A 24,336-nucleotide genomic window follows, 5' to 3' on the forward strand; every position below is an offset into this window, starting at 1 on the left:
GTGTTACGTGCACGGCGGCTCCCTTGTTACACGGCCGGGACGGCGACCTCCCCGTCGCCGCCCGGCCGCGGTGAGGCCCCACGACATGACGGAGGGCGGGAGGGGGGGGGGGGGTGTCGGGGTAGGACACCCGCCCCTCAGTCATGCGTCATGCGTCATCCGGTGACGGCTACGGCGTGACCTTCTCGATCGTCACGCCGCCCACGCCCGCGGTCGTCCCGCGCGCGTTCACCAGCCGCACCTCGCCGAAGAGCTGCCGCCCCTCGGGTACCGCCCGCGCGACCGTGACGTCGGCCGCCGCCTTCGTCGAGTCGCCCGTGCCGAGCTTCACCGGAGCCGACTCGTCGACCTTGACCGAGCCGAGCGCGGTGGAGAAGAACGCGTCCCGGTAGTCGTACGCGGTCGAGCCGGACGGCACCTCGAAGCCGACCACCTCGACGGTGTAGGTTCCGGCGGCCGGGTCGGCGAGGGAGACGGACTCGTCCGAGTCGCCGTCCGCGGACTGGCCGACGAGGTTGCCCGCGGCGTCGTACACGTTCAGGTCCAGGTCGGAGCCCAGGTCGGAGACACCGCCGATGGCGACGTCCAGCGAGGTGGTGCCCTCGGGGACCTCGATCGTGCTGGTCTGCGTCTGGCCCTCGGCCACGGTCGGCCGCGCGGTCTTCGACGAGCCGAGCGCGCCGCCCTTGAGGTTGCCCTCCACGGCCTCCAGCTTGTTGGTCACCGTCCAGGAGGCGGCGACCGGCGTGCCGACCTCGGCCTCCGGCACGGTCACGGACTCCGGGTCGAAGGCCGCGCCGTACACGGTGGCGTTCAGCTTGAACGGGTTGTCCAGCAGCGCCGACGTACGGCGGGAGTCGACCTCGATCTCCCAGACGCCGGGGACCGGGTCCGCGTAGGAGGCGATGTCCGTCGTGTTCACGTCGTTGTCGGCAACCGTGACGCCGTACGGGCTGATGGCGCTGAACAGCGTCCGGCTGCCCTCCTTCAGGCCGCCGAGCGTGACCTGGAGCGACTTCGCGCCCTCGGGGACGGTGACGAAGTACGACCTGACGTTGTTGCGCTCCACCGAACCCGAGGCGGTGAAGGTGTGCTGGACCGGCGTGGAGACCACGACGGTGCCCAGGATCTGCTTGTCGACACCCACCGTCCTCGGGTCGTCGGCCTCCAGGATCACGCTCTTGATGCCCGCGTGCTTCGGCGCGGCCTGAACCTTGACGGTCACCGCCTTGTTCAGCGGCAGGTCGACGACCTTGGGGCCGACGATCGAGAAGGTGCGGGCCTTGTTGTTCGCCAGACGCAGGGTGTGCGGGAGCGAACCGGCGGGGCCGGACGTACGGGTGATGATGACGTCGTACGTCTTCTTCGCCCCGGCCTTGAGGCCGCCCTCGCGGTCGTAGAGGCCCGTGCCGAAGCCCGGCGTCTTCAGCGCCTGGTCGAGCGCGGTGTCGACCGGGGCCTTGACGGCGTAGTCGTGGGCGGTCGCGCCCGCCTTGACCGCCTTCCAGGCGTCGACGACGTCGATGAGGCCGGCACCCTCCTCGTACGCCTGAAGTCCCTCGATGTGCTTGGCCGTCGAGGTCAGGGCGGTACGCAGCTTCTCGGGCGTCAGGTCGATGCCCTTCTGCTTCGCGGCCGACAGCAGCAGCGCGGACGCGCCCGCCGTCTGCGGGGACGCCATCGAGGTGCCGTTGTACATGGCGTAGCCGGCCGGCAGCTTCCAGCCCGCCTCGGCGATCGGCGAGCCGGGCATCCAGGCCGGGATCGTGCTGACCGCGGAGCCGGGGGCCACGACGGTCGGGGTGAAGCCGCCGTCCTCACGCGGGCCGCGCGAGGAGAAGTTGAACAGCTGGTACTCGTTGCGCACGCCGGTGCCGTAGTTCGCGGCGAAGGTCTCCTTGGAGACGCCGGCGCCGACCGAGATGACCTTGTCGGCGAGGCCGGGGTCCCCGATGGTGTTGGCGCCGGGGCCGGAGTTGCCGCCGGAGAGGACGAGCTGGACGCCGTAGGTGTCGATGAGCCGCGTGTAGAGCTCGGCGCGGGCGTTGTTGCCGTCGTTCAGCGGGGGCAGGCCGCCGATGGACATGTTGACGACGTCGACGCCGCGGTTGACGACGAGGTCGATCATGCCCTCGGTGAGCGCGACGTTGGAGCAGCCGGGCCCGAAGACGCAGGCCCTGGACGAGACGATCTTCGCGCCCGGGGCGGCACCGTTCATGTTCTTGCCGCCGAACATGCCGTTGGCGGCGGTGATACCGGCGACGTGGGTGCCGTGCGCACCGGCGGTGAGGCCGATGTTGACGAAGTCGGCCTTCTTGCCGACCCAGTCGCCGCCCAGCGGGTCCATCGGGACGTCCTTGCGGACCTCCACGACGAAGTCCTGGCTCTCGGGGATGTCCGTGGCCGGGTTGTCCGTACCGAAGTGGCCGACCTGGTGGCCGTCCTTGTACGGCTTCATCGGGGTGTCGTCGGTGAAGTCGCCGTTGTCGTTGACGTCGACGGTCACCGTGCCCGCGGCCGGGTCGTACAGCACGCCCCAGTCGTCGGTGGTGTCGCCGTCGCGGTTGACGTCGCCGTCGGCGTCGCCGTCCGTGACCTTGCCCTGGTTGGTGACGGCCTCGCGGAAGGTGCTGATCCCGTACGAACCGGCCGGGGCCTTCCAGCTCTTGCCGCCGTAGGTGAAGGCGGGCCCGGAGACGGAGGTGGTCATCGCCCGCCAGGTGCCGTCGCCGTCGACGATCGGGTCGGTGGCGGTCACCCAGTCGACGACCTTGCGCTCACCGGTCGTGGTCTTCTGCAGCGCGGGGCTGGCGAGGTCGACACCGGTGTCGAGGACACCGATGGTCACCCCGCGCCCGTCGGCCTTCGGGTTCTTCTTCACGAAGTCGACGGCGCCCGTCTCGAAGGACGGGTTGTACGGGTTCTTCGCGGGGGTGCTCTTGTCCGGACCGGGGTAAGTGGCCGCGGACGCGCCCGACTTGCCGCCGCCGGCGCGGCTCGGCTCCTCCAGGGGTATCTCGTCCCGCAGGTCGATGGCCTGCACGGTGGAGAGCTTCGCGGCGGCCGCGATGGCCGACTCCGCCCTGCCGGTCGGCACGGTGGCCCGTACGTAGCCGAGCTTGTCGTACGTGCGGCCCACGGAGCCGCCCTTGATCGCATCCAGCTCCTCGGCGACCTTCTCGGTCTGCCCGGGCGCCGTCGCGATCATCATCGTGACGGTCTTGTCGCGCTGCGCCTTGGCCCGCGCGAGGAGGTCGGCGTCGTCCGAACCGAGCTTGTCGTGGGCGGACTTGACGCCGGGGTCGGCCGCGGCGGCGGGGGCGCCGTCCGCGGCGAGGGCGAGGGGTACGGGCCCGGCCGCGGAGAGCGCGGCGACGAGGCCCGCGGCCACGGCGATACGGGCGACGCGTTTCGCGCCCGGTATCGGGGCCGGGTGGGGGGTGGGGGGCATGGTGGTCCCTGGTGCTGAAGGAATGAAGGCGTCGGCGGCCGGCACGAGCACCTTCGACCGCCGCGGTCCGGAATGTGATCCCGGATGATCGCCCAGCTTTCCTCAAGGGACCGATTTCTGTTGATAGTTAAGGCAGGGGAGATCACGGACTGGCGCAAACTCGCCATACGCCAGCGCGCACTTATCGGGCCAGGCTGTGACATTCCTGTGGCTGTGGGACTTCGCCGAACTCGGACATGCGCCCTCGCGTCCGGAGCGAGAATGACCGCCTGGGCCCCGAAGGGGACCGACGACGACGCACAGGGACGGAGTTGTGCATGACGGACCGGGCGGAACCGACCGGACTGCGGATCGCCGGGGCGCTGTCGTACGTATGCCGGCGACGGGACGAACTCGCCGCGCTGCTCGCCGGGAACGACACCGCCCTGCACGCTCTCGAAACCGCGGCCGGCCGTCCCACCGTGGACGACGCCCTGCTCACCGGCCTTCTGGACACCCTGCACAGGGCGGTCCGCCAGGCCGGCGACCCGTTCGGGGTGTACGGCGGAACGGGCCGCGGCGTCATGCCGGCGGGCGTCGGTGATCTGGACGTCGTGTACCGGTGTCCCCTGCGGCTGTGCACCGGCCGGTCCGGCGGCGAAGTGGACGGCGACGTGCCGCACTGCCGGTTCGCCCCGTCCGGGACGGCACTCGTACGGGAGAGGCTCCCGTAGTGGGAGGGCTGCTCGGCGAACTCGGCAAGCAGCTGGCCGAGCGGTGGCTGACCCTCCTCGCCCTGCCCGGCGTGCTCTTCCTGGCGGTCGCCGCGGCCGGACACACCCTCGGGCACGGTGCCGCGCTGGACGTGGGGCGGCTCGTCTCCGCGGTCTCGGACGCCGCCCAACATCCCCAGGTGAGCACGGTGGGCGGCCAGGTCGTCCTGCTGACCGCCGTTCTGGCCGGTGCGGCGGCCACCGGCCTCGCCGCCCAGTTTCTCGGCTCCGCTGTCGAACGCATCGCCCTGGCCGCGGGCTGGAGCGCATGGCCCCGGCCGTTCGGCGAGCTGGCGGAGCGCCGCGTCGCCCGCAGGCAGCGACGCTGGGACACGGTACGGGCGCGGTACGAAACCCTGCGCCTCCAGGAACGCGCTCCGCGTCCGGCCGACCGGCCCAGTCCCCGGGAGCGTCATCGCGCGGCCCACCGATGCCGACGCATCTCCGTGGAGCGGCCCGAGCGGCCGACCTGGAGCGGCGACCGCGTCCATGCCGCCGCCGTCCGGCTGGACCGGGACGCCCACGTCAACCTGCTCGTCGTCTGGCCGCATCTGTGGATCGTGCTGCCGGAGGAGATACGCGGTGAGATCGGCAGGGCCCGCACCGCCCTGGCCCGCGCCGCCGTGCTCGGCGGATGGGCCCTGCTCTACCTGCCCCTGGCCTGGTGGTGGTGGCCCGCGGCGCCCCTCGCCGCCACCCTCGTGATCATCTCGGCGTATCGCCTCCGTACCGCCTCGGACACCTACGCCACCCTGCTGGAGGCGTCCGTACGCCTGCACCTGACGGACCTCGCCGACCAGCTGCGCATCGAGGAACAGCCGATGGGCCCCCTGCTCGGCGCGGCCGTCATGCGACGGCTGAGCAGCCCGGCGCCGGTGCCGGAAGCGGGCCCCTAGGCCCACGCGCACCGCGACTCGACGGCGTTGTCTTTCCGTCAACCGTGGGCCACACTACGGCGCATGACACAGGCGGGGCACTTAGGAACAGACGACTCCTCGGGTGAGGAACAGCGCGTCCTCCTCCTGGGTTTCGACGCCGACGGACGCGTCGTCATGGCGAGGAACAACCCGGACCACGCGCGCTACGTCGTCATCCTCGTTCCCGGCGTCGGCGCGGGGCCGTCCAACCTCGACCCACTCCTGCTGCGCGCCGAGTCCCTCTGCCGTGAGCTCTCGTCGGGCCCGGACGACGACGCCGTCTCGGTCATCACCTGGGTCGACTACAAGACACCCGGGTCGCCCGCGGACGCCCGCGATCCGGAGTTCGCCGCACAGGGTGCGCTCCGGCTGGCCCGCTTCATCGTCGATCGCCGGGTGACGGCACAGGCCTGGGGCCGGCGGACCGGCCCCCAGCGGATCACGGTCATCGGCCATGGGTACGGCGGCCTCGTGGCCGGATTCGCGGCGCGTGACCACGGCATGGACATCGACGCGCTGGTCCTGCTCGGCGCCCCGTCCGCGGGGACCGACACCGTGGGCGAACTGCGCCTGGCGGGGCCGGTGTACGCGACGTCGGCCGAGGTCAACGGCGACGGCACGCCCTACGACGTACACGGCCCCCGACCCGACTCCCCCGGGTTCGGCGCCACCGTGCTGCATCCCGGCCCGCTGTCGTACGGCGGCGATCCGACGGTCCGGTATCTGCCGTCGCTCAAGAAGATCGTCCTCGGCACCGCCTGAACCTGCGTCGGACCCACGTGTATCCGTCAGGCCCCTGTGTACAGGTGCGCGGCCCACAGGGACGGCGTGCGGGGATACAGGTCCCGCTGCCTGCGGGCGGCCCGGTGCAGGGCATGCGCGGCCCGTCCGAGGTCGAGCGTGCCGCCCCGCGGGTCGAGCAGCGCGGAGTAGAAGTCCTCGGCGATGTCGACGGCCACCTCGTCGTCCACCGTCCACAGGGTGCCGACCACTCCGGGGAAGCCGGCGAGCTGGAAGGCACCGGTCAGGTGCAGCGACTCGTCGAGGAGATGACCGGCGGCGTTCAGAGCGGTGTGGCACGCCGAGAGATACGCGAGCTGGGCGCCTTCGAGGTCGGTGCCGGCGAGAGCGGCGACGGTCAGCGGACTGTGCTCGTGGTCGTGCAGCAGGAGCCTGCTCGCCGACGGGTCCCTGTGGTCGTGGTCGCCGTGGCAGGCGAAGTGCACGACGGCCCGTCCCGGCAGCTCCGCCAGCACGAGGTCGCGCGTGGGAGGCGGGCCGCCGTCGGCGCCGGAGACCCGGCCCGGGTCCGGTTCGATCAGCACCAGGGGATCGGGGAGCAGCCGGGCGAGTGCCTGCGTCTCGGCCTCGACGTACCGGAGCGGCCCGCCCCCCGGCAGTCCCGGCGTGGTCGGCATCGCCACGACGAGTGAACGGTCCGACGCCCCGATCGCGGTCCGGCGTCGACGGGCGTGCCGCAGGGCTCTGACGGTGGGGGTGTACGAGGACACGACCCGGTCCATGACCGTACGCCGAGCCGGGGAGGCGGGGTCGTCATGGTGACCGGCCGCGTGCAGGGGCAGCAGGCCCAGCCGCCCGCTGGGCGCCCACCACAGACGCGGCAACGCGGCGTCCTCGGCCGGAGTGGCGTCGTGGCCGAGGGCGGCGAGGACCGGCCCGGCGGCACTGTCCCAGAGCCATTTCAGTACGTCGCCGAGGGCGCCCTGGGCGGCCACGCGGTCGGCGTGCGCGTCGGTGGCCTCGCGCAGCGCCACATGGAACGCGTTGACGTTGTCGATCACTGCTCGCGGCGTCAGGGCGGGCAGGGGCAGCGCGGTGACGCCGTCCGCCGTGAGCAGCAGGGCGTGGCTGTGCCAGTCGTGCAGGACGAAGGTGACGATCGGCCCCTGCCCGGCGTCGGACCGCAGTTCGTCGGCGGTGGGCGGCAGGGCGAAGTCGGCGAAGCCGTCCAGGGCCCGGACGCGGTCGAGCAGCGCCGTCATCTGTGCGGCCGTGTCGACGCGGTCGTCGGGCGTGTCCGGCCCGGCGTTCCCGGCCTGGAGGGGCTCGGTGTCACGGTCGAGGCTCTCCCTGAGCTCGGTGAAACGTGCCGCGAGTTCAGGGTGGACGCGGCGCAGCTCGGCCAGGGCGCTGCGGGCGTCGAGGGTCTGGCCCAGCAGGACCGCGCGTCCCGCCTCCAGCAGCGCGAGGGCCCGCTGGGCACGCTCCGGGAGCGGACGGGTCGTGTCGGCGAGCACTGCTGCGGCGGCGCTGTCGGCGAATTCGGCGACCGACGCGATGGCGTACTGCTGGTCGGCGCGGCGCATGCGGTGCGAGGCGAGTTCGGGCAGCAGGAGGATCCCGGTCTCCAGCAGTTCGGCCTCCAGGGCGGGGTCGGTGTTGTCGATCAGCACCGCGCCGAGGCGGGCGCCCTGGATGCGCAGGCTCGGCGGCGCCGCCTCACCGCGGACCAGCTCGGTGATGAGACGGAGTGCTTCCGCCTTGTCCGCGGATGCCTCCGCGGAGGGCTCGGCGGAGGGCTCGGCGGAGGCATCGGCGGAGGGCTCGGTGGGGGTCGTCTCCGCGTAAGGCCCCGTATAAGGGTTGTTCCTCGTGAACCGGGACCGCAGGGCCGCCGCCGTCACCAGCAGGGCCCCCGGCCGGTGGGCGTCGTCGGCGGAAGCCGCGTCGAGTGCCTGACGGCCCGCGTCCACCGCTTCGTCGAGATCCCTGGGATCCCGGCGCAGGCGGTAGCGGGCCTCGAGAAGGTGGCACAGGTTGGAGAGCTCCGGCACCCGGCCCTCGCCGTCCGCGGTCGCGCGTTCGAGGGCATGGCGGCCGAACTCCAGTGCCTCGTCGAGATCGGCCGCCTCCCGGTTGTGCTGGAACCGGAAGTGCAGGGCGTTGCTCAAGGACGCCAGGTACACGGCGCGCTGGGAGTTCCCGGCGAGGGAGGCGTCCACGGCCCGGCGTCCGGCTTCGACCGACGCGTCGAGGTCCGCGGGCTCACCGGAGCGTTCGTAGCGGAGCCGGATCGCGAAGCTGAGGGCCGCCAGGCGTCCCACCCGCCCGGCGGCGTCGGGCGCGGTGGCCTCGACCGCCCGGCCGCGCACCTCGACCAGTTCATCGGCGTCGGCCAGCGAGCGCGTGCGCCCGAAACGGTCCCTGAGGCAGTCGGCGAGCAGGTCCAGGCAGTCCGCGTGCCGGGGACCGCCTCCGACGGCGAATCTGACGGACGTTCCGTCGGCAGCGGACGCTTCACCCGCCTCGGCCCGCTCCCTCTCCGGTTTGCGCCGCACGGTCGTCTCGGCGGCACGGCGGGCGAAGCCGGCCGCCTCGTCGAGGTCGGACAGCGATCTCGTCAGCCGTGAGCGGCGCAGCAGCATCTGGGACAGATTCCGCAGTGCGGATCCGAGTGACTCCTCGGACGGGTCGTGCGTGGCTTCGACGGCCATACGGCCGTGGGCGACGGCCTCTTCCAGATCCTCCCGGTCGCCGAGGCGATCGAAGCGGACGTACAGCGCGCTGCCGAGGTTGGTCGAACACACCGCGCGCTCGGAAGCGTTCCGCGCGGCCTCAAGAGCCTCGCGCTCGACGGCTATCGCCCCGTGCAGATCGTCGAGCGCCTTCTCGCGTTCGAACCGCCGGATCAGCGCGGTGGCAAGACCGCTCAGCCGCACGCACCGACCGGCATGGCCGACGGCGGTCGCCTCGACCAGCAGCTGCCGGGCTGTGACCGTCTCGTCGAGATCCCCCGGCGTCCCGAGCAGTTCGAAACGCCTCCACACCGCGGTGTCGAGGACGGTCAGAGACATCTCCCGGTAGAGGTCGTCGTCCGCCGCGGCCTCGACGGCCCGACGGCACGCGTCGACGGCCTCGTCCAGGTCGGCCGCCGCCTTCGTCCTCTCGTGGCGCGACAGCAGCAGGGTGGCGAGGTTCGTGAGCACCAGCGCCCGGCCGGAGCGGTCGGTGTCGTCAACGGACTCGACGGCCTGCCGGGCCACGTCGACCGCTTCGTCGCCCTCGGCCGCCGTGCCGGTCGCCTTGAAGCTCTCGCCCAGTGCCCTGCTGAGGTCCAGGAGGAGGGTCGTGCGCCGCCGGACGTGCGGCGGTGTGCCGGTGGCCGCCTGGCGCAGTACGGCCACCATCTGTCGCAGATCCGCGGGGCTGCCGGTCAGGTCGAACCGGGAGCGCAGGGCGTCGCCGAGCTGCTCGAGGCGCCGAGCCCGCTGGCCGTGCCCCGCCGGCGTCGCCTCGACGGCCCGCCGCAGCACGTCCACGGCCTCCTCCAGGTCCGCCGCCGACCGTGTCTGCCGGAACCGGCTGTGGCATGCCTCGCCCAGGGTCGTCAGATACATGGCCCGGTCCGGATGCGCCGCCGCCGCTGCCACGCACTCCCGGCCGACCCGCACCGCCTCGTCCAGGTCCGCCGGCCGCTTCGTATGCGAGAACCCACTCGTCAGAGCGGTGCCGAGGTTGTTGAGCATCGCGGCGCGGTCGGGGTCGTCCGCGGGGGTGGCGGCGAGGGCCCGTCGGGCCACATCCGTCGCCTCGGCCAGATCCGCGAAGTCGCCCTTGAGGCCGAAGCGGGCCTGGAGGACAGCGCCGAGGTTCGTCAGCATCGGGCCCTGTTTCTCGATGCCCTCGCCGGCCTCGACGCCCCGCCGCCGACCGTCACCGCCTCGTCCAGATCCGCCTCGGCGTGGGTCAGGTCGTAGCGTCCCTTGAGCGCGGCGGCGAGATTCGACAGGGCCATCACCAGGTGACGGCGCTCCGAGGCGATCCGCACGGCGTGCCGCCCGGTGGCCAGCGACTCCTCCAGGTCCCGTGGGTCCCCGGTCCGTGAGAAGCGGATCCAGAACGCGCCGCAGAGGACGGCGAGGCGGTGCGGCCGTTCCGGGTGGCCCTGCGCGGTGGCGTTCACCAGATGGGCCCAGTGATCGACGACGTAGGAGAGCAGGGTCGGGTCGGAACCGGCCACCGCGTACTCGAGCACGCTGATCAGGCTCGGTGCGGCCCGGTCCGCCAGTGCGGGCAGCAGCGGTGCGGGCAGTTCCCACAACCCCATGGTGATCGCGGCCGGGGTGAGCTGCTCCAGGGCCTCTTCGAGCGCCGCCTCCTTCCGCCGCCCCTCCGGCAGGGCCTGGAACTGGTACCACTTCAACCAGCCCAGCGCGTGTCTGGCCGCCGTGTCGCTGCCCTGCGCCCCGTCGAGAGTGCGCACGAGTTCGGCGGCCAGCGCGTCGACACCCGGCGTCAGCGCCAGCGACGGATCACCCGAGTCCCCGATCCAGCGCAGAGCCTCTTCCAACAGGCCGGCCAACTCGTCACGACGTCCCATCGGACCCCCCTGTCACGGAACATGCCGCCATCCAAGCAGTCACCGGCCGTGCGGAGAACGCCCCGCGTCTCTCAACCTGTCGGCACGGCCCGCCACTTGGAACCCTTCGAAACGAAGACGCAGGACCGTCAGCACGCAGGAAGGCATGGCCAAAAATCGCGGGTGATCGGATGAACCATGGCTGCTCGACGTTAGTGTGGCGCTGAGAACGAGCCGCATGCCTGCGGTACGGGGGAGGCGAAGGCACCGATGACGGCCGTCCACTGTAAGCAACTCGCAGAGGCGTCGTGACAGCCCAACCAGCCCAACCAGCCCACCCCGTATCCCACGATCCGACGAGCGGGCCGACGGGTGACCCCGGGCCCCGCGGTGTCCGCCCGTCCACGGTCTTCGGAGCGACCACCGCGTCGAACCTCGTCGGGATGGGCGGCAACCTCGCTCTGAGCGTCTGGGTCCTGCACGAGACGGACTCCTTCGCTCTGTCGTCCGCGCTCTTCGGCTGCCAGTGGCTCCTTCCGCTGATCTGGCCTGCCGGAATAGCGCACTTCACCACCGGGCGCCGTCCCGCCGCCGTGGCCGCGGGGTCGGAGTGGGCCGGTGCGGTGCTGTCCCTCGCGCTGCTGGGATCCGTCGCCTTCCGGTGTGTGCCCCTGGTGCTCGTTCTCGTGACCGTGCGTGGCTTCTGCGACGCGCTGACGCGTACGGCCGCCTCACTCGTGTTCAAACTCGGCGGTGCCCCCGCGGAAGAGGTCGAACGGAACATCTCGCGGCTGGAGTTCTGGCGCATCGTCGGCACCTCGGCGGCGGGCGTGCTGTTCAGCCTGGTGGGCGAGCGCACTGCCACGGCGGCCTTTCTCGTGGCGGCCGGCGCCGTCCTCGCGGCGACCGGTGGCGTCTACGCCAGGGCCGCTTCGCTGACGGACCGTCCGGTGGCCGGGCCTGCCGGCGGGACAGCGGGCATGGCGGCTCTGCGCGCGAGTCTGCGGGCCCAGCCGCTGGCCAGGATGTGGCTGTGGCAACTCGGGCTGGTGGCGGCCTTCCAGGGGCTGCACAACGCGATCCGCATCGCCTACCCGCAGCAACAGCTCGGCGAGGGTGTGGCCGGTGTGGGCGTGGTGAGCGCGGTCAGCACGGTCGGGGTGCTCTGCGGGGGCTGGCTCGCCAGCAGGGAGCAGGTCGTGCGCCGGCTGAAGCCCGTGCCCGGACCTGTCCTGGTCGCCGTGGTGGGGGGCGTGGCGTGCGGTGCCGTCCTCCTGCCCCTCGCCGTCCCCAGCTACGCGCTCTACTTCGTCTTCATGGTGCTGTTCGAGACCGTCTTCATGGCGTTCAACCTGCGCGTCGTCACCGCCACGGAGCAGGGACACGCCACGTCCCTGCTCGGCTTCCGCAGCACGCTCCTGGGCGGCAGCACGCTGGCCGGACTCGCCGTCACCTCACTCCTGTTGACCTGGCTGTCCGCGGCCTGGAGCACCGCGGCCGTGATCGTGGTGATCGCGGCGCTGTCGTGGCTGCTCGCCCGCCCGCGGACACCGACCGAAAACGAATGAAACAGATGCGCTATCAGGGATACAACCAGCGGGCTGTCGCCGTGGTCGACGCCTTCTCCACCGGACACCTGCTCGGACCGGCGTTCCGCGCCAGAGGTGTGCCGGTCGTCCATGTCCGCAACCGCAACACCGCCCTGGAGTCGCAGATCCGGACCTTCCACGGTCCCGACTTCCAGGCCGAACTGGACTTCACCGACGACATCGCCGACACGGCCGCCCGGCTCGCCTCCCTGGGAGTCGTCCACGTGGTCGCGGGCATCGAGAGCGGCAGCGACGTGGCCGACCTCCTGGCCACACACCTGGCCACCCCCACGGCCAACGCCTCCGGATTCGCCGATGCCCGCCGGGACAAGCGGGTGATGCACCAGTTCCTCGACCGGGCCGGGATCGCCGTGCCGTGGCAGCGTCACCTCGACGCGCGGGGCGACACGGTGTGGCAGAGCACCGGGGCCGAGCCCGAGACGGTGGTCGTGAAGCCCGCGGCCAGCGCGGGCACGGACAGTGTGGTGGTCTGCCGCAGCCACTCCGAGCAGGACGACGCGGTCAACGGCATCCTGCGATCGACCAACGTGTACGGACGTCAGAACGCCGGCGTGGTCGTGCAGGAGTACCTGCCCGGAACCGAGTACATGGTCAACACCGTGTCGGTCGACGGCGCGCACGCGGCCGTGGAGGTGTGGCGTTCGGACAAGAAGCTCCTGGACGCCAGCCCCGTCTACGACCGCCAGGTGCTGGAGGACCCCACCGAACCCGGCATCGCCGCGGTCATCGCGTACGTCTTCTCCGCCCTGACCGCTCTGGGGGTGCGCTGGGGCTCCGGCCACAGTGAGGTGATCGTGACACCTCGCGGGCCGCTCCTCCTCGAAACGGCTACCCGGCTACCCGGCGGTGCCGACCCCTCACTGGGACTCAAGGCGCTGGGCACCAGCCATGTCGACGAAGTCGTGGAGTCGTATCTGGCCCCCGACGCCGTCGCGGACCGGGGTCCGGTCCGTCCGCTGAGGAGGTTCGCCATGGGTGTCAGCCTCGTCTCCCCGTGCTCCGGCCGTATGGCGCGCGACCTCGACCTGCGTCCCCTCCTGGCGCTCGCGTCCTTCCACGGCGCCCGGATCCCCCTGAAGGCGGGAAGCCGGGTGTCGCGCACGGTCGACCTCTTCACCAAGCCGGGCGGCCTGTACCTGTGCCACGAGGACGGGGACCAGCTCACGAGGGACTACGAGACCGTCAGGGAATGGGAGAGCGTCGAGTTCGCCCGGGTGACGGAAGGGGCCTGAGCGTGGACCACTGCCTGAGTGTTCCGCGCTTTCCCCAGCGGTTCGAGCCGCTGGACTGGCCGACCGGGACCCTGTGCGAGGGGGCGGGCCCGGAAGTCTGGGGTGACCGCGCCTGCGGGCCCGCCTGCCTGCGGATGATCACCTCGTACTTCGGGCTGGCGGTTCCGTCCCAGTACGACCTCGTCCGGCAGGCCGTCGACAGCGGCGCCTACACCAGCCGGGGCATCCTCCACCAGGGGCTCGCCGATCTCGCTCGCCGCCACGGCGTCAGCGCCGCGCCCGTCGCGCTGGACACCGAGGATGATCTGCGCCATCTGCTGACCACCTGCGGGCCGGTGGTCGTGTCCGTCACCCACCAGTTCCCCGAGGACGGACGCCGGGGCGGTCACCTCGTGGTCGTCAGCGGTGTGCACCGGACTCCTGAGCCCACGGTGACCTTTCGCGACCCGTCGCGGTGGGGGCACACGCACAGCGAAGTCTCCGTACGGCGGTTCCTCGGCAGTTTCACCGGTCGCGCCATCGGCTTCGCCGCGGATGCCGGGACTCTCGAAGCGGCGTTGGCCGGCCTCCCCCGTACCCGAACCTAGGAGAGCGGCCCCAGGATCTCCTGGGACTCGATGAGCCCCTGGTCGCTGGGCGCCTCGCCGTCGTCGAAGACGCGGGCGGCCTGCCGGGCCCGGAAGGCGAGGTGGGCCTCGGCGGGCTTGGCGTAGCCGTGGCGGGCGCGGGCTTCCGCGGGCGTCAGCACTTCCTCCTCGCGGGGCGGGATGCCGAGCTTCATCGGCGCGATCACCGCGACCGTGGAGGGCGAGAGCCGCCCTATCAGGCGCAGTTCGGCCCTGGGACTGAGGTGGGCGAGCGCGAAGGCCGTTTTCATGACGGGCACGATGAGCAGGTCGAGAAGGCGGGACTGCCGGATCCCGGCCATCTCGCGCATCCAGCGCGGCATGGTGGCGATCGTGGCGATCCGCTGTGCCCTGGCGACAGCCATGCTCGCCGGTTTCGCCCAGCGCGGCGTCGGCGGCAGTACGAGCTCGCTCCTGAGCAGGTGGTTCATGGCCTGGCGGGCGATCGGGCTGGCGGACAGCCGCGGGCGCATCCGTTCGAAGTACGCCCGGACCCCGTCACGGCTGCGGGGGACGTCGTCGGGGGAGCAGGTCTGCAGTTCCGCGGCGACCGCGCACGCCTCCCAGTACTGCCTCTCCTCCTGTTCGGTGAGCCTGCCGGGTCCGTACTTCTCGTAGGCGTAGAGGATCGAGTGCCAGCCGGTGAGCTGGATCCACAGCTGCGAGGCGGGGTCGTTGGCGTCGTAGGTCCCGCCGCCGTAGGGCAGCCGGCCGATCGCCTTGGAATGGACCTTGACCAGGATGTCCGCGGCCTCGCACACCTCCCGCGAACCGGCGAAGGCCACCATCGCGAAGTACCGCAGCGTCCGGTCGTAGCGCGTGCGGGAGCGCCGGTAGATGCCCTGGGTCGCGTGGACGGCGGCCACCAGCGGCGGGTCGAGTTCCTCCACCACCACGGCCCGCTGGAAACCCACCGTCGGCGCCGTCGGATAGCTCCAGACCTTCCACACCACCGAACCCGGGCCGAAGAAGCCGTAGTCCTCGTGCGGTTCGACCTCGCTCCGCTTCGTCCTCGCCATGGAGCCGCTCCTCACGCGTCAGCGGCGTGCGCCGCCCTCGTTTACGACACTGCTGTCCTAAATTAAGACACGCATGTCGTAAACTGCCAAGGTGTCAGCTCCCACCTCTTCGGAAGACAGGCCGCGCAAGCGACGCCCCTACGCCCCGCGCGTCCCGATCGCGGAGCGCCGCGAGCAGCTGCTGGACGCGGCCCTCGCCGTGATCGTGAGTGACGGCTACGACCGGGTCTCCATCGACGCCATCGCGAAGCGGACCGATGTCGCCCGGTCGGTGGTCTACGGCGCCTTCGAGAACCTCGACGCCCTGCTGACCGCGTTGCTCGACCGGCAGCAGGCACGCGCCTTCGGACGGCTGCTCGGGACGATCCCCGGCGCTGAGGACCTGCGCGACCCCGCCGCGTTCGCCTCCGAGGCGGTGCGCCGGATGTCCGCGATGCTCCGCGAGGACCCGGACACCTGGCGGCTGATCCTGCTGACTCCGGGCAACATGCCCACGGTCGTCCGCGACCGCGTCGAGGCGGACCGGGAACGGTTCCGACGGCGGGTGGAGCAGTGGCTCTCCGTCGCCCTGGCGTCCCGAAGCGGCCCGCCACTCGATCCGGAGGTCCTCACCCACGCCCTCGTCGCCTGCGCCGAGCACTTCGGGCGCGTCGCGCTCACCGATCCCGGCAGATTCGACCCGGCCCACCTGATCGGCCAGGTCCAGGCGATCCTCAGCGCCATCTGGCCGCCGACGCGTTGACGGCGGCCGCGCACGCATGGCTCCCGCGCCCCTCCCGCATCGCCCCCGCGGGCAGTTCGGGGGTCAGGGCGCCGGCCGGCGTACGGCACTGGTCGTGCCACGCGGCACCAGGCGGGTGTCGAGGCGTTGCCGTGGGTCGGCGACCGTCCCGTGTTCCACGGCTTCCACGAGCATCCGGCCGGCGATGAGGCCCTGTTCGTAGACGGACTGGGCGACGGTCGTCAGGTCGAGGAGGTCGGCGATGGGGCTGTCGTCGAAGCCGATGAGCGACATCTGCCCGGGCACGTCGACCGCGGCCCGGCGCAGGGTGCGCAGGGCGCCGGCGGCGATGTCGTCCGCCTCGGCGAACACCGCCGTCGGCGGCGTGCGCAGGGACAGGAGCTGCGCCATGGCCTGGGCGCCGCCGTCGATGCCCCAGGGGGCGGAGACGACCGAGTCCTGCTGTACGGGCAGGCCGCACTCCGCCATGGCGGCGAGATAACCGTCCAGGCGGCGCCGGGAGACACCGCGGTGGACGCCTTCCTCGTCGGTCGCCCGGATCATGCCGATCCGCCGGTGGCCGAGGTTGGCCAGGTGCCTGACGGCCATCGCCACCCCGGCCGGGTCGTCGATGCCGACGCTCGGGTGCCCGCCGAGATCCGTACTGGCTCCCACGACAGGCATGCCCAGACCACCCAGGCGCTCGATCTCCTGGTCGGACAGGGAGAGAGCGATGACCACCAGGCCGTCCGCCCGGCGTCGTACGGGCAGCGTTTCGAAGAACTCCCGGCGCTCGGCGATCCCCTCGACGTGGTAGAGCACCACCTCGAAGCCGGCGTTGCGCAGGACGTGGTGCGCGCCCGCCAGCGCGCGGGCGTGGAACCAGCGACTGATGTGCGGCACCAGGACCGCGACGGAGCCGGTGCGTCCGGTCGCCAGCCCGGAGGCGCCGGGCGACACCACATAGTCCAGGCCCTCGGCCGCCCGCAGGATGCGGCGGCGCATCGCCTCCGAGACCCCCGGCAGACCGCGCAGCGCCCGCGAGACCGTACCGGTCGAGACCCCGACCGCCCGGGCCACGTCCGCCATGCTCGCGGCTGACTGTTCATCACTCACCGAGGCAGGCTATCAAGGTGAGCGCAAGCGCTTGAGCAACCGCGCTCCACCATTGCTTTCGAGCAGAGAGCTTGATGCTGACGGCAAGGAATTTTCTGCATTTCACTCTCTTGACGGGCTACAGGGAGTCGCGCAAGCTAACGCAAGCGCTTGAGCAAACGTGTTGTGCGGGACAGGAAGAGAGCCGCAGTGATCGACAAACCAAGGCGCCGCGCCCCCCGCCTGACGAGGCTCGCCGCGGCCGTGCTCGCCGTCACGATCACCGCCGCGTGCGGGGGCGGACCCGGCGGTGCGGCGGGCGACGGGCGGGTGAAGCTCACCTGGCAGGCGGCCCCGTTCGGCAACCGCGCGGACGACGCGCGGCGGTACCTCGTCACGGCCTTCGAGCGGGAACACCCCGACATCGATGTGCAGGTCGTCAGCGCGCCCACCAACGTGGACACGAACCGCGCCGGCCTCACCACACAGATCCTCGGGCACTCGGCCTCGCCCGACGTGTTCAACGGCGACGTCGCCTGGGCCGCGCAGTTCGCCTCCGCGGGCCTGGTGTGGCCCATCGGCAAGCACGTCCCGAAGGGCTTCTGGGACCGGTTCGACCCGGCGACCGTTCAGGGCGCCACCTACCAGGGCACCGTCTACGGCGTTCCCCTCACGCTCGACCAGGCGTTCCTCTACTACCGCAAGGACCTGCTGGCCAAGCACCACCTGGCCGTGCCGACGACCTGGGAACAGGTCGCCGAACAGTCCCGGATCCTGCGCGAGGCGGGTGACGTCGACACCGGCGTGGTCTGGCAGGGGGCCTCGTACGAGGGTCTGACCGCGGTGACCAACGAGTTCCTCGCCGCCGGCGGCGCCGGACTCCTCAGCGAGGACGGCCGGCACGCGGGCACCGAGTCACCGGCGGCCGCCCGCGCCCTGGGCTACATGGACGCTCTCCTGCGCGACGGAGTGAGCCCGAAGGCGACCGTCACCTACCAGGAGCCGCAGGCGCTCCAGGCCTTCGCCAACGGCCACGCGGCCTTCCTGCGCAACTGGTCCTACGCGTACGGCACGTTGGAGGCCGAGGGCTCGCCCCTCGCGGGCAAGGTCGGCGTCACGGCCATGCCCGCCCTGAAGGGGGGAGACGGCACCCGCGCCTCGACCGTGGGCGGCTGGAACGTCTACGTCAACCCCAACTCCCGGCACCAGAAGGCCGCCCTGGAGTTCGTCACCTGGCTGACCGGCCCCGCCACCCAGAAGCTGATGGCCGAGCGGTCCTCGACCGTCCCCGCCGTCGACAGCGTGCGTACCTCGCCCGAGGTGCGGAAGCTGAGCCCGGTGCTCCAGGCTTCGCTGCAGAACGACCTGGTCGCCCGGCCGACGACGTCGCGCCACTACAGCCAGATCAGCCAGGCCACGTCCAGCACGGTCAACGGCATGCTCTCCGGGACGGTGGGGGTGTCCGCCGCCCCGCGCCGACTCGCCGAGGACATCGAGGCCGCGCTCGCGGGACGACGGCTGTGAGACGCCGACCGTGAGACCGCTCCACGGACGCCGGCCGTGAGCCCCCGCCACGGACGCCGCTCCTGAACCCGCCCCGTCGGCGCGGCGGTGTACGACGCCCCACTCACCCCACCCACCGCACCCGCCGCACCGCCCACCCCGGAAGGCCGCGCGAAAGCGCCCGCGAAAGCCCCGCGCCCGGCCCCACGAAAGGCCCCACCGCCATGACCGCACCCGCCCGGCCCGCGAGCCGCACTCGCCGAGGGGCCGCCACCCCGCCGGCACCGCCACCCCCCGCACGCGCCCGACGCGCCTCCCGCACCGCCTGGTGGTACACGGCACCCACCCTGTTCGTGGTCGGCACCGTCACGATCGCCCCGATCGCGATCTCCCTGATCATGAGCTTCTCCGAGGTCCGGCTGAGCAGCTCGGGATTCGAGCTCGGCGACTTCGGCACCCGTAACTACGAGGCCCTGCTGGCCAGTACGGCCTGGCGCGACGCCCTCGCCTTCACCGTGACATACACCGTGCTGAGCGTCCTGATCGAGCTGGTCCTCGGCGTCCTGGTCGCACTCGTCCTGGAGCGGCTGACGAAGGCCCGGGGCTGGATGATGACGCTGCTGCTGATCCCCTGGTCGATGATCACCGTGGTGTCGGCCCAGTTGTGGAGCTACCTCTACAACTCCGCGTACGGCGCGCTGTCCTGGCTCATCGGCCTGGTGACCGACGAACCGCCGATCATCCTCGGCACACCCGTCTCCGCCTTCTCCGCGATCCTCGTCGCGGACGTCTGGAAGACGACCCCCTTCGTGGCGATCATCGTGCTCGCCGGGCTGGTCACCATCGACCGCAGTGTGTACGAGGCCGCCCAGATGGACGGGGCCGGCGCCTGGACGACGTTCTGGCGGATCACCCTGCCCCTGCTGCGGGGCACGCTGGCCATCGCGGTGCTCTTCCGCGTACTCCAGGCCTTCGGCGTCTTCGACCTGCCCTTCGTGCTGACCGGCGGCGGGCCCGGTACCTCGACCCAGCCGCTGGCCATGCTCGGCTGGAAGGTGATGTTCCAGAACCTGAACATGGGCGCGGGCGCGGCGGTGGCCGCCTCGACCGCGCTGATCGTCTTCGTCGTGTGCCTGCTCTGTCTGAAGGCATTCCGTTCCCAGGTCGCAGAGGAGGACGCCAAGTGACCGCCCCTTCCGCCCGGCGCCGCCTGTTCACCCCGGTCCATGCCGGGGCGGTGGTCATCGCGCTGCTGACGGCCCTGCCGCTGTACTGGCTGGCCGTCTCCTCCTTCAAACCGGACACCGAGCTGGGCAGCACCCCGCCCACCCTGTGGCCGTCCCACCCCACGATCGACCACTACCGGGACGCCTTCGGCGACTACGACTTCGCCCGCTACCTGGCCAACAGCCTGCTGGTGGCGGGCCTCACCACCCTCGGCGTGCTCGCCCTGGGGCTGTCCTCCGGATACGCGCTGGCCAGGCTGCCGATGCGCGGCAAGCGGCCCATCCTGATCGCGCTGCTGATGATCTCGGTGTTCCCGACGGTCTCCGTCATCACGCCGCTGTATCTGATCGAGCGCCAGATCGGCTGGCTCAACAGCTATCAGGGCCTGATCGTGCCCTACATCGCCTTCCATCTGCCGTTCGCCGTCTGGATCCTGCGCAACTACATGCTGCGCATCCCCTTCGAGATGGAGGAGTCGGCGCGGATCGACGGCGCGGGACCCACCCGCACCGTGCTCCAGATCATCCTGCCGCAGGCCGGCCCCGGCCTGTTCACCGCCGGGGTGTTCACGTTCACCGCCGCGTACACCGAGTTCCTGATGGCGCTGACCTTCAACAGCGAGGACGCCTTCCGCACCGTCCCGGTCGGAGTGGCCCTCTTCGGCGCCGAGTTCGAGGTCCCCTACGGCACGATCTTCGCCGGGTCGATCGCCGCCCTGCTGCCGATCGTCGTCCTCGTCCTCGTCTTCCGCCGCGCCGTCGTCTCCGGACTGACATCGGGGGCGGTGAAGGGCTGAGTCCCGGCCACCACCGCCCCACGCGACCGCACCACCCCCGCGGCAGCACCGCCGTATCCCGCCCTCGCACCGCACGAGAGGACCCCGTGGCCCCGACCACCCCCACCCCCCGCCCCGCCCGGCCCGGCCCCGCCTGGTGGCGCGAAGCCGTCGTCTACCAGGTGTACGTCCCCAGCTTCGCCGACTCCGACGGCGACGGGATCGGCGATCTGCGCGGGATCACCGACCGGCTGGACCATCTCGCCGGCCTCGGGGTCGACGCGCTCTGGCTCACGCCGTTCTACCCCTCGCCCTGGGCCGACGGCGGCTACGACGTGTCGGACTACCGCGACGTCGACCCCCGCCACGGCACCCTCGACGACTTCCGTGAACTGGCCGCCGGGGCCCGGGCGCTGGGCCTCAAGCTGATCGTCGACATCGTCCCCAACCACTGCTCCGACCAGCACCCCTGGTTCGTCGAGGCGCTGGCTTCGCCGCCCGGTTCACCGGCCAGGGACCGTTTCGTGTTCCGCGACGGACAGGGCCCCGACGGGAGCCTGCCGCCCGCCGACTGGCAGTCCAAGTTCGGCGGCGGCGCCTGGACGCGGGTGCCCGACGGCCAGTGGTACATGCATATCTTCGCCGCCGAGCAGCCCGACCTGAACTGGGAGAACGCCGAGGTCCTCGCCGACTTCCAGGACACCCTCCGCTTCTGGCTCGACCTCGGAGTCGACGGGTTCCGCGTCGACGTGGCCCACGGCCTCCGCAAGGACCTCGAACCACCCCTGCGCGACACCCACGGATGGGACGCCGCCCCGCTCAACTCACCGCCCCAGGGCGACGACCACCCCTTCTGGGACCGCGACGAGGTGCACGAGATCTACCGCGCCTGGCGCAAGATCATCGACACCTACGACCCGCCCCGCATCGCCGTCGCGGAGGCGGGCGTCAGCGCGGCCCGACTGCCCCTCTACACCCGCCCCGACGAACTCCACCAGGCGTTCAACTTCTTCTTCCTGCGCTGCCCCTGGACCGCGAGCGACCTGCGGAGGGTCATCAACACCTCGCTCACCGACGCCCATGCGGTCGGCACCCTGCCCACCTGGGTCCTCTCCAACCACGACGTCGTGCGCCACCGCAGCCGCTACGGCCTGCCTCAGGACACCGACCTCACCGCCTGGCTCGCCACCGACGGCACCGCCCCCGCCGCCCCCGCCGCCGACGACGCGCTGGGCGCCCGCCGCGCCCGAGCCGCCGCCCTGCTGACCCTCGCCCTGCCCGGCAGCGCCTACCTCTACCAGGGCGAGGAGCTCGGCCTGCCCGAGGTCGCCGACCTGCCGCCGCAGGCGCTGCGCGACCCCATGTGGGAACGCTCCGGGCACGCCCTCAAGGGACGGGACGGATGCAGGGTCCCCCTGCCGTGGACCCGCTCCGGGACCTCCTACGGATTCGGCCCGGCCGGCAGCTGGCTGCCCCAGCCGGACAACTGGGGCGACCATGCCGTCGAGGCCCAACGAGGACGGCCCGGCTCCTTCCTGGAGCTGTACCGGGAGGCCCTGTCCCTGCGCGGACGCTTCCGCGGCGACGAGACGTTCGCCTGGCTGCACTCCCAGGAGGGCGAACTCGCCTTCCGCAAGGGCGGACTCGAATGCCGCGTCAACCTCTCCGGCCGGCCTCTCCCCCTGCCGACCGCCGCCCCGGTACTGCTGGCCAGCGGCCCCGTGGAGGATGGCATCCTCGCCCCCGACACCACGGCATGGACGCTCGCGGCGCACACCTGAACCCACCGCCGACACATCGGTCGGGCTCGTCACCCAGAAGGTCGACGCGGAGATCCTCCGGCTCGGACAGGAAGCGCAGGACGAGCGGCACACCGCGCTCGTCGCCCGCGTCGCGAAGCTGGAGCAGCAGGCCGATGAAAAGGACAAGCAGAGACAGAACGACCGCCGCCTGATCTTCTTCAGCCCCGCCGAGACCCGCTCGCCCTACTGGGCGTGCTGTTCGCCCTGCCGGTGGCGTACATCTGGTGGCAGACCTCCCAGTTGGCGCACGACCTGCGCACCGCGAACGAGGCGCGGGACGCGCTGGCCGCCCAGGTGCAGCAGCTCGGGGAGAAGCCCGTCGCCCGACCGACGCCGGTACCCGTGAACGACCGCGGCCCCGCTCTCCTCCGGGAGGGCGGGGCCGCTTTCGTCGTCTCCGGGTCAGCCGCGCTCGCCCATGGCCGCCCGCAGCCAGTCGAGCGGGGCCTGGGCCAGCAGCTGGTCGGCGAGCAGCCGGCCGGATTTGGTGACGATCCGGGCCCGGCTGTTGTCGACCCATCGCTGGGCAGCCTCGTACCCCTGCCCCCTGTACTCCAGGCCCTGCAACATGCACTCCAGCTTGTCCGCGTCGCGCGCACAGATGGCCTCGGGCGTCTCGCGCGCCTCGTACTCGGCGACGACCGCGCGGACCGCGGTCCGCAGGACCTCGGGCATGCCGGCCGTTTGGTCCGCCGTCACCGCGACAGGGTCGCCCGGGGCCGCGTACTTTTTCCCCAGGTGGTTCACGTCGCCGGTGCGCGTCTCCTGCGAGTCGTGCCACACCGCCAGGTGCGCGGCCCGCGCGGCGTCGGCGCCTTCCAGGGTGGCGATGACCGAGGCGATGACGGACGTGCGCCACGCGTGCTCGGCGACACTTTCGGGGTCACGAACGCCCGCCATCCACCAGCCCGTTCGGCGGGCCGTCTTCAACGTGCCCGCCTCCCACAGGAAGTGGGCTACGTCCGCCAGGTCCTGGTCACCCCCGGGTGCCCCTTTCACGCCTCGGCGAGGCGGATTGCGTACCAGATGCCCTCCAGCTCCCGCCGAGCCTGCGGCGAAAGCCCGGAGTCATCCAACATCATCGGCAGGCGGGCGCGTAGTGCCTGCCCGGCCGATGACCGCGCGCGCAGCAGGTTCGGGCGGGCCGCGAGCAGCGTCCACAGGGTGTGGACGCTGAGGTCGAAGAATCCGTGCCGCGGCGTGAGCCCACGCACCAGGTGGGCCATCAGCCGGGCTCCGTGCCAGCGCCCGGGCGTCGCCTCGCCGATGAAGTCGTCCGACAGCTGGACGTGCGGGGACTCCCCGATCCGGTACGCCCAGTAGTTCAGGTTCGCTGACTCGGCCTGGTCGTCGTCGCCGAGGGTGCGGTCGATGAAGTGGGCCATGCGGTCCCGGTCGCCCTGGCGGGCGGCCACCGCGGCGACGGAGCGGGAGTTGAGCCACTGCGTCAGCCAGTCGTCGGGCCGCTCGGTGCGCTGCTGGTGCGCCAGCCACTCGGAGGTGTCGGCGTCTTGGTCGAACCCGGCGAGGTAGAGGGCCTGTCGGCGTAGCAGGAAGTCCCGGCCGTCTCGGGCCTGTTCGGCTGTCTCCCGCATGCGGCCGTAGAAGCGGCGCCGGTCGGCCGCGGGTAGCTCGGGCGCCATCGGCACCGGGCCGCGGCGTGGACGAGGCGGTGCTGGAAGGTCGCGCACAGGGCTGGGCGGGACACCGTTGAGGGGCCAGGTCAGTACCTCTACGAGGTCGCGCTGCATGACCCAGGCGCCGAGTGGGTTGGGCACGGCGGGCGCCTCGTCCTCCAGCACTCTGGCCAGCAGCATGTCGGCTTCCATAGCGCGTTCGAGGGCGGCGAGCAGGGCGGGCTCCGTGCCCATCTGCATGAGCCGGTGGCGATGCACGAGCATCTGCCCCACCGGCAGGGAGGTCAGCGGCCGGCGCCCGGTCTCCCACCCGGCGACCGTGTCCGGGACTACCCCAAACAGCTCGGCAAGGCTGTCCTGGGTGTGCCCCAACTGTTCGCGTACGACCCGGAAGACGTAGCCCGAGATGATGCCCGCACGGCTCCGCCCGGGCGTTCCCTGACCACCGGTCCGGGTTCCGTTCGCCTGGTGCCCCATGGCGTCCCCCTTGCCCGCTCACGACGGGCCCTTACCCGTACTCACGGTCACTACAAGCGGTAACCACGCCTACCTAACCTCGATCTTTCGTGACGGTCCGCCGACGGAGTCGGTGGGCCGTTTCGCTTTCTGTGGCTGGTGGTGGGCAGGCTGAGGAGCCGTGTGTCGTCTC

General features: G+C 71.8%; 18 protein-coding genes. 11 read left to right on the forward strand and 7 right to left on the reverse strand.

Features of this window, described 5'->3' with window-relative positions; genetic code table 11:
* Positions 1–169: 169 nt before the first annotated feature.
* Positions 170–3,451: a S8 family serine peptidase gene (locus ACFU95_RS20670; RefSeq protein ID WP_383829360.1), complete on the reverse strand. Its 3,282-nt coding sequence runs from the start codon at positions 3,449–3,451 to the stop codon at positions 170–172.
* A gap of 317 nt (positions 3,452–3,768) precedes the next feature.
* Between ACFU95_RS20670 and ACFU95_RS20675 the strand changes: the two genes are divergently transcribed.
* The 3 genes from ACFU95_RS20675 (at position 3,769) to ACFU95_RS20685 (ending at position 5,882) form a co-directional block, all read left to right on the forward strand.
* The gene (locus tag ACFU95_RS20675; protein WP_383829363.1) at positions 3,769–4,164 is read left to right on the forward strand and encodes a hypothetical protein; all 396 of its coding nucleotides are present in this window, start codon (positions 3,769–3,771) and stop codon (positions 4,162–4,164) included.
* Positions 4,164–5,099: a hypothetical protein gene (locus tag ACFU95_RS20680; protein WP_383829366.1), complete on the forward strand. Its 936-nt coding sequence runs from the start codon at positions 4,164–4,166 to the stop codon at positions 5,097–5,099. Before ACFU95_RS20675 ends, ACFU95_RS20680 begins: the two co-directional genes overlap by 1 nt.
* A 63-nt stretch (positions 5,100–5,162) precedes the next feature.
* Positions 5,163–5,882, forward strand: coding sequence for an alpha/beta hydrolase (locus ACFU95_RS20685; protein WP_383829369.1), 720 nt, complete (start codon positions 5,163–5,165; stop codon positions 5,880–5,882).
* Between the two features lie 26 nt (positions 5,883–5,908).
* On the opposite strand, the gene ACFU95_RS20690 is transcribed toward ACFU95_RS20685, so the two are convergent.
* Together ACFU95_RS20690 and ACFU95_RS20695 are read right to left on the reverse strand one after the other, a co-directional pair.
* Complete coding sequence (locus ACFU95_RS20690) at positions 5,909–9,742, reverse strand: CHAT domain-containing protein (protein WP_383829372.1); 3,834 nt, start codon at positions 9,740–9,742, stop codon at positions 5,909–5,911.
* Entirely contained in the window at positions 9,736–10,461 is a 726-nt protein-coding gene (locus ACFU95_RS20695) for a hypothetical protein (protein WP_383829375.1), read from the reverse strand. Before ACFU95_RS20695 ends, ACFU95_RS20690 begins: the two co-directional genes overlap by 7 nt.
* A 422-nt stretch (positions 10,462–10,883) precedes the next feature.
* Here ACFU95_RS20695 and ACFU95_RS20700 point away from each other — a divergent pair, with 422 nt between their 5' ends.
* The 3 genes from ACFU95_RS20700 to ACFU95_RS20710 are packed head-to-tail and all read left to right on the forward strand — an operon-like array spanning position 10,884 to position 13,869.
* A complete protein-coding gene (locus ACFU95_RS20700; RefSeq protein WP_383829378.1) occupies positions 10,884–12,008 on the forward strand; it encodes a hypothetical protein in 1,125 nt (374 codons plus the stop codon).
* Positions 12,005–13,282: an ATP-grasp domain-containing protein gene (locus tag ACFU95_RS20705; protein WP_383829381.1), complete on the forward strand. Its 1,278-nt coding sequence runs from the start codon at positions 12,005–12,007 to the stop codon at positions 13,280–13,282. Before ACFU95_RS20700 ends, ACFU95_RS20705 begins: the two co-directional genes overlap by 4 nt.
* 2 nt (positions 13,283–13,284) lie before the next feature.
* Positions 13,285–13,869: a C39 family peptidase gene (locus ACFU95_RS20710; RefSeq protein WP_383829384.1), complete on the forward strand. Its 585-nt coding sequence runs from the start codon at positions 13,285–13,287 to the stop codon at positions 13,867–13,869.
* Here ACFU95_RS20710 and ACFU95_RS20715 read toward each other — a convergent pair.
* A complete protein-coding gene (locus tag ACFU95_RS20715) occupies positions 13,866–14,927 on the reverse strand; it encodes an oxygenase MpaB family protein (RefSeq protein WP_383829387.1) in 1,062 nt (353 codons plus the stop codon). The two genes, ACFU95_RS20710 and ACFU95_RS20715, sit on opposite strands and share 4 nt — an antisense overlap.
* Positions 14,928–15,018: 91 nt before the next feature.
* On the opposite strand from ACFU95_RS20715, the gene ACFU95_RS20720 reads away from it, so the two are divergent.
* The gene (locus ACFU95_RS20720; protein WP_383829390.1) at positions 15,019–15,669 is read left to right on the forward strand and encodes a TetR/AcrR family transcriptional regulator; all 651 of its coding nucleotides are present in this window, start codon (positions 15,019–15,021) and stop codon (positions 15,667–15,669) included.
* A 63-nt stretch (positions 15,670–15,732) separates the two neighbouring features.
* Here ACFU95_RS20720 and ACFU95_RS20725 read toward each other — a convergent pair whose 3' ends face one another.
* The gene (locus tag ACFU95_RS20725) at positions 15,733–16,764 is read right to left on the reverse strand and encodes a LacI family DNA-binding transcriptional regulator (RefSeq protein WP_383829393.1); all 1,032 of its coding nucleotides are present in this window, start codon (positions 16,762–16,764) and stop codon (positions 15,733–15,735) included.
* 189 nt (positions 16,765–16,953) lie between these two features.
* Here ACFU95_RS20725 and ACFU95_RS20730 point away from each other — a divergent pair, with 189 nt between their 5' ends.
* From ACFU95_RS20730 to ACFU95_RS20745, 4 genes are all read left to right on the forward strand, one after another.
* Positions 16,954–18,267, forward strand: a complete 1,314-nt coding sequence (locus ACFU95_RS20730) for an ABC transporter substrate-binding protein (protein ID WP_383829396.1) — start codon at positions 16,954–16,956, stop codon at positions 18,265–18,267.
* A 203-nt stretch (positions 18,268–18,470) separates the two neighbouring features.
* Positions 18,471–19,433 carry a carbohydrate ABC transporter permease gene (locus ACFU95_RS20735; RefSeq protein WP_383829399.1) on the forward strand — a complete coding sequence of 321 codons (963 nt, stop codon included), beginning with the start codon at positions 18,471–18,473 and terminating at the stop codon, positions 19,431–19,433.
* Entirely contained in the window at positions 19,430–20,269 is an 840-nt protein-coding gene (locus ACFU95_RS20740; protein WP_383829402.1) for a carbohydrate ABC transporter permease, read from the forward strand. Before ACFU95_RS20735 ends, ACFU95_RS20740 begins: the two co-directional genes overlap by 4 nt.
* 86 nt (positions 20,270–20,355) lie before the next feature.
* The gene (locus tag ACFU95_RS20745) at positions 20,356–22,029 is read left to right on the forward strand and encodes a glycoside hydrolase family 13 protein (protein WP_383829405.1); all 1,674 of its coding nucleotides are present in this window, start codon (positions 20,356–20,358) and stop codon (positions 22,027–22,029) included.
* A gap of 423 nt (positions 22,030–22,452) precedes the next feature.
* Here the strand turns inward: ACFU95_RS20745 and ACFU95_RS20750 are convergent, their stop codons facing one another.
* Complete coding sequence (locus ACFU95_RS20750; protein ID WP_383829408.1) at positions 22,453–23,049, reverse strand: HD family hydrolase; 597 nt, start codon at positions 23,047–23,049, stop codon at positions 22,453–22,455.
* Positions 23,046–24,164 carry a helix-turn-helix domain-containing protein gene (locus ACFU95_RS20755; RefSeq protein WP_383829411.1) on the reverse strand — a complete coding sequence of 373 codons (1,119 nt, stop codon included), beginning with the start codon at positions 24,162–24,164 and terminating at the stop codon, positions 23,046–23,048. The genes ACFU95_RS20750 and ACFU95_RS20755 overlap by 4 nt, the downstream gene beginning before the upstream one ends.
* Positions 24,165–24,336 lie beyond the last annotated feature (172 nt).

The sequence above is a fragment of the Streptomyces sp. NPDC057623 genome (assembly GCF_042800355.1).
Lineage (GTDB): Bacteria > Actinomycetota > Actinomycetes > Streptomycetales > Streptomycetaceae > Streptomyces.

Excerpts from the sequence above, each read along its gene's own strand:
- ACFU95_RS20670 (WP_383829360.1), bottom strand. The coding sequence starts at position 3,451 with ATGCCCCCCACCCCCCACCCGGCCCCGATACCGGGCGCGAAACGCGTC.
- ACFU95_RS20675 (WP_383829363.1), top strand. The coding sequence starts at position 3,769 with ATGACGGACCGGGCGGAACCGACCGGACTGCGGATCGCCGGGGCGCTG.
- ACFU95_RS20685 (WP_383829369.1), top strand. The coding sequence starts at position 5,163 with ATGACACAGGCGGGGCACTTAGGAACAGACGACTCCTCGGGTGAGGAA.
- ACFU95_RS20690 (WP_383829372.1), bottom strand. The coding sequence starts at position 9,742 with ATGCTGACGAACCTCGGCGCTGTCCTCCAGGCCCGCTTCGGCCTCAAG.
- ACFU95_RS20695 (WP_383829375.1), bottom strand. The coding sequence starts at position 10,461 with ATGGGACGTCGTGACGAGTTGGCCGGCCTGTTGGAAGAGGCTCTGCGC.
- ACFU95_RS20700 (WP_383829378.1), top strand. The coding sequence starts at position 10,884 with ATGGGCGGCAACCTCGCTCTGAGCGTCTGGGTCCTGCACGAGACGGAC.
- ACFU95_RS20705 (WP_383829381.1), top strand. The coding sequence starts at position 12,005 with ATGAAACAGATGCGCTATCAGGGATACAACCAGCGGGCTGTCGCCGTG.
- ACFU95_RS20715 (WP_383829387.1), bottom strand. The coding sequence starts at position 14,927 with ATGGCGAGGACGAAGCGGAGCGAGGTCGAACCGCACGAGGACTACGGC.
- ACFU95_RS20735 (WP_383829399.1), top strand. The coding sequence starts at position 18,471 with ATGACCGCACCCGCCCGGCCCGCGAGCCGCACTCGCCGAGGGGCCGCC.
- ACFU95_RS20755 (WP_383829411.1), bottom strand. The coding sequence starts at position 24,164 with ATGGGGCACCAGGCGAACGGAACCCGGACCGGTGGTCAGGGAACGCCC.